5 protein-coding genes are annotated in these 5,657 nt (G+C 41.3%); all 5 read left to right on the forward strand.

Features of this window, described 5'->3' with window-relative positions; genetic code table 11:
• A partial coding sequence (locus AC1DG9_RS22370) for an efflux RND transporter permease subunit (RefSeq protein ID WP_477635265.1) occupies nt 1-1,347 on the forward strand: 1,347 nt, incomplete at its 5' end.
• A 27-nt stretch (nt 1,348-1,374) separates the two neighbouring features.
• Complete coding sequence (locus AC1DG9_RS22375) at nt 1,375-2,478, forward strand: efflux RND transporter periplasmic adaptor subunit (RefSeq protein ID WP_477635266.1); 1,104 nt, start codon at nt 1,375-1,377, stop codon at nt 2,476-2,478.
• A 22-nt stretch (nt 2,479-2,500) separates the two neighbouring features.
• On the forward strand, nt 2,501-3,454 hold the full coding sequence (locus AC1DG9_RS22380; RefSeq protein ID WP_216854298.1) for a helix-turn-helix domain-containing protein: 954 nt from the start codon (nt 2,501-2,503) through the stop codon (nt 3,452-3,454).
• Nucleotides 3,455-3,756: 302 nt separating this feature from the next.
• Nucleotides 3,757-4,800, forward strand: coding sequence for a ligase-associated DNA damage response exonuclease (locus AC1DG9_RS22385; protein ID WP_337718153.1), 1,044 nt, complete (start codon nt 3,757-3,759; stop codon nt 4,798-4,800).
• The coding region (locus AC1DG9_RS22390) for an ATP-dependent DNA ligase (RefSeq protein WP_477635267.1) at nt 4,797-5,657 on the forward strand (861 nt) is incomplete at its 3' end. The genes AC1DG9_RS22385 and AC1DG9_RS22390, both read left to right, overlap by 4 nt.

The following is a 5,657-nucleotide window of genomic DNA, read 5'->3' on the forward strand; positions in this document are numbered from 1 at the left end:
TCTTTATTCTCTGTAAACCCGATTTATTTATTCATGGCAGGGCCACATGAAGCCGTCTTTCAGATTGGACTGAAAGATTATCATGCGGATATGGAAGAATTTAAAGATGAATTAAGGAAAAATGTAAAAAGACTTGAACCGGATATCAGTTTATCTTTTGAGCCAATAGAATTAACCGACAAGGTGTTAAGCCAGGGCTCTCCCACTCCTGTTGAAGTGCGCATAGCGGGTAAGAATAAAAAGATAAATGAAACTTACGCCAGAAAGGTACTCGCTGAACTGAAACAGATTCCTTATTTGCGTGACGTGCAAATTGCACAGTCTATCAAATACCCTGCGTTAAACGTAAATATTGACAGGATTAAAGCTGCTCAACTGGGTGTAGACATGAGCGATGTGTCCCGATCGTTAATAGCCTCTACCTCTTCCTCTCGTTATACAGATAAAAATGTCTGGGTAGATGAGAAAATTGGTTTAACCTATAATGTTCAGGTACAGGTTCCCTTTAATCAGATGAACACCAAAGAGAATATCGGCGAAATCCCCTTGCTTAGAAATAGCATCAGACCTATACTAAGTGATGTAGCCACTATTACTACAGATACCACTTATGGTGAAAATGACAATGTTGGCGCTATGCCCTACCTATCAGTTACGGCAAACCTGAACAAAATGGATCTGGGCTCCGCAAGTAAAGATGTAGACAAAGCGATTAAAGATTTGGGTGAACTGCCGAGAGGTTTGATTGTAAAACCAGTAGGTATGATCAATGTGCTGGGAGAGACCTTAAGCAGTTTACAATCCGGACTTCTTGTTGCCATTGTGGTTATATTCCTGATGCTCTCGGCAAATTTCCAGTCTTTTAAAGTACCATTGGTGATTTTAACTGCGGTACCTGCTGTTATACTCGGAGCGTTGCTGTTGTTAAGTATAACCGGTTCTACTTTAAATCTTCAATCTTATATGGGCATCATTATGTCTGTTGGGGTATCTATCGCTAATGCTGTACTTCTGATAACAAACGCTGAGCATTTACGTAAACATAGCGGGAATGCAGCAAGCGCGGCAAGAGAAGCTGCAGCGCTAAGGATCAGGCCCATCATTATGACCAGTGTGGCGATGGTTGCCGGAATGCTTCCGATGGCCATTGGCCATGGCGAAGGAGGAGACCAGGTTTCACCGCTTGGCAGAGCAGTAATTGGAGGTTTGATCGCTTCAACTATTGCGGTTTTGATAATTTTACCATTAGTATTTGCATGGGTACAAGGCAAGGAAACCACACAATCTATATCACTTGATCCGGAGGATAAAGAAAGTAAACATTACATCAAAGGATTAGCAGAATAACATAAAGGCATTTAAAATAACTTACAAATGAAAACAAACCTATTTCTAAACACAGTAGCCCTGGCAGGAGGAATTGCCATATTGGCTATAATGAACGGATGTACGGCCAAAGCAGAAAAAGAAGCAGACAAAAAAGAGAAGGCAGTTACTATTGTTACTTTTAAACTTAAAAAAGATAAGCTGGCCACCACACTGCAGCTGCCGGGAGAGCTAAGTGCTTACCAGCAGGTTGACTTGTATGYGAAGATAAGCAGCTTTATTAAAACATTAAAAGTAGATATCGGCTCACAGGTAAGTAAAGGTCAATTACTAATGACCCTGGAAGCACCAGAAACCAATTCTCAGTTGGCTGCCGCACAATCGCGACTCAAATCTCAGGAAGCTTTATACACCGCAAGCAAAGCGAATTACGAGCGTTTGTATGAGACTAGTAAAACCCCCGGTACCATTTCCAAAAATGACCTGGATCAGGCCATAGCCCGTAGAAATTCCGACCAGGCACAATTTGAAGCAACTAAAGCTGCATATAAAGAGGTGGCCGCGATTAGAGATTATCTGGAAATCCGCGCACCATTCAGCGGTATTATTACTGCCAGAAATGTGAATTTAGGTGCTTATGTGGGTCCGTCTGGCAAAGGGTCAGAGTTTCCATTACTTACCCTTCAGGAACAGAAAAATCTCCGTTTAGCCATTTCTATTCCTGAAGTATATACTGGGTATTTAAAGCAAGGTGATCAAATTAGCTTTACAGTAAAGTCAATGCCAGATCAGGTTTTTACCGCCAAAGTGAAACGCTTATCCGGTGCTTTAGATCTACGTCTTCGTTCCGAAAAAATAGAAATGGATGTTCCAAACACTTCAAAAAGACTATTGCCAGGCATGGTGGCTGAAGTTCACATTCCACTTCCCGCCAATGCAAGCACATTTGTGGTTCCTAAAAAAACAATACTGGAAACAGCTGAAGGTATCTTTGTGCTAAAAAACAACAACAATAAGATAGAAAAAATCGAAGTAAAAAAAGGCAGGGAAGCAGATGATAGAATAGAGATTTTCGGAGATCTTAAAGCAGACGATGAATTGGTAACAAATCCTTCAGAAGAAATGCAGACTGGTCAAGTCATACAACCATAATTTTACACGGAGGTTATAGCCAATGCTGAATAAAAATGAAGAACTTTATGTTGTGAATAAAATTGAAAGCCTTCAGGATTTTTATGAACGTCTAAAGATACGACATCCTGATGTTACCATCCCCAGTGTTGAAACGGTTACAAATGTCGGCCACTTTGGAGTATTCAAAAGATCTACGCACTGTTCGGCGCAACCATCTCCATATAATCGTAGGGATTATTATAAAATTTCCCTGATCCTTGGATCTGGAATACTCCATTATCCAAATCAGCGAATTATTGTAAAAGAACGAGGCCTGCTTTTTACCAACCCCAATATTCCCTATGCCTGGGAAGCAACCTCAGAAACGCAGGCTGGATTTTTTTGCCTGTTTACCGAGAATTTTATACATAACAGAAATGAAAGTCTCAGAGAGTCATTGTTATGGAAACTTCAAGGTTGTCCTATCATTTCTATTAATCAACATCAGGAAAAGATTTTCATGGAGCTATTTGCCAAGATGATGGCTGAGATGGAAAGTATGTATGTTCATAAATATGACATGCTCCGCAATTACATTCAATTAATTGTTCATGAGGCATTAAAGGTTCAACCACCGGACACTTATGTTAGGGAAAATAACGCAGCTGTAAGATTAACATCTATGTTTATAGAACTGCTTGAAAGGCAATTTCCGATAGGCTCCACTGATCATATACTTGAATTACGAACACCCCACGATTTCGCCGAACGACTCGCTGTGCATGTAAATCACCTCAATCATGCTGTAAAAGAGGTAACCGGCCGAACCACATCGGAACACATCTTGAAAAGAATAGCCACCGAAGCTGTGGCACTGCTAAGTCATACCGAATGGAATGTTGGCCAAATTGCATACTGCCTTGGTTTTGAGTACCCTGCCAATTTTAATATATTCTTTAAAAGACAGATGCAATGCACACCACGCTTTTTTAGACGGGAGCGAGTTCCTTCCTAATACCATGCCCATCGCCTGTAAAAGCAAAATCGTCGACGCAATCCCTGAGTTCGTCTATTATTCACTTGCAATGTCCGTTGTATTTGTACTTTAGAATACATTTTATTGCATGAAACCAGCTATTACATTTATAAAAGATATAAAACAGCATTAAAGGTCCCCCGTATACGCAGGTATATGGGTCTATTTTGATGTGATGCCTGGCCTGGATGGGCCGGGCAATCACAAACTTTCTGCTGATAGCAGACTGAGGTAAGTCTGCTTCCAGCGTGCCCGCAGTGCATAATCAGCACGCACTTAAAATGCGCCAAAACTTTACCTATCTTGATTTTGTTTATTACCACATGGCGTTAATCAAATTTACGAGCAAGGGCATTTATTGTGCACAAGGTGATTTTTATATTGACCCTTGGAAACCAGTTAACTACGCGGTGACCACTCATGGACATTCAGATCACGTAAAATCGGGCAATAAAGCCTATTTATGTCATGAGCTTACAAAATCAATTCTTAATCACCGGTTAGGCCCAGATCTAAACATACAGACCTTACCCTATCACAAAAAGATTACCATAAATGGTGTTAAGCTAAGTCTTGTCCCYGCAGGCCACGTTATAGGCTCTGCACAGATAAGACTCGAATATAAAGGYGAGATCTGTGTAATATCTGGCGACTATAAAGTAGAATACGATGGAATAACCACCCAATTTGAGCCTGTAAAGTGCCACACTTTCGTTTCTGAAAGTACTTTCGGACTGCCTATCTATAAATGGCAACCACAGCAAGAAGTGTTTGCACAGATAAAAGATTGGATATCTGGCAATCGGGATAAGAACAAAACCTCAGTACTTACCGCTTACAGCCTGGGCAAAGCACAAAGACTTATGAAAGGCCTGGAGGGTTATGGTGATATATATGTTCATAGCTCCATTGCAAATTTAAATGAAGGGTTTCTACACTCCGGGGTAAATTTACCAGAAACCATCAGGATCACCCCGGAAACTAGGAAAGAAGAACTGCAAAAAGGGATTGTCATTGTGCCGCCGGCACTTTCTGATGGCCGGTGGATTAAAACTTTAACCAGTCCGGCTACCGCGGTATGCTCTGGCTGGATGCAGGTAAGGGCTGGCAGAAGATGGCAAAGTGCCGATGCTGGCTTCGCATTAAGTGATCATGCCGATTGGCCCGGTCTATTGTCGGCAATAAAAGCTACGGAGGCAGAGAGAGTGTATATAACGCATGGCTTTACAGCAACCTTTTCCAAATACTTAAATGAAATAGGCATTGAATCTGAAGAAGTRAAAACGCAATATGGGAATGAGGAAGAAGAGGAGGAAAAATCGTGAAACGCTTTGCAGAACTTATACAACAGCTTGAAACAAGTAACAAAACAAATGATAAAATTGCGGCCCTTGTTGATTATTTCAATGAAGCTGATGATTTGGATAAACCTTATGTAATAGCCATGTTTACAGGCAAGCGCCCCAAACGCCCTGTAAGTACTGCTCTAATTAAATTGTGGGCTGTAGAGCTCAGCGAAATCCCCGAATGGTTATTTACAGAAAGCTATCATAATGTGGGCGACTTAAGTGAAACCATAGCCCTTATACTCCCCCCTCCTGTTCAGATTTCAGATCGTAAATTACACGAATGGATAAAGGATCTGGCTTTATTAAACGGGCAAGACGACACACATAAAAAGGCCTTTATTGTTAACGCCTGGAATAGTTTGGAAACAAGGGAACGCTTTATATTTAACAAGCTCATTTCGGGAAATTTCAGAATCGGTGTTTCCAACAAAATGCTTGTAAATGCGCTTGCAAAACAAAGTACAATCGAGAGCAGCAAAATCATGCACAGTATTATGGGCAAATGGGAACMTTCAGACATTACCTATAATGATCTTATTGCAGGTGTCCATGTAAATACCGACAACTCCTGGCCATATCCTTTTTGCCTGGCTTATGCTCTTGAATCTGAGCCTGCAAGCTTGGGTGAGCCAAAAGAATGGCAGGCTGAATGGAAATGGGATGGTATTCGCGGACAAATTATTAAGCGTAATGGAGAATTGTTCATTTGGTCGCGCGGCGAAGAACTGGTAACAGATCAATTTCCCGAACTACACTTCCTTGCGAATGAATTGCCAGATGGCACCGTACTGGATGGAGAGATACTTTCGGTTAAGGAAGGTAAAGTGCAGGCA

Source organism: Pedobacter sp. 05L430, assembly GCF_056397585.1.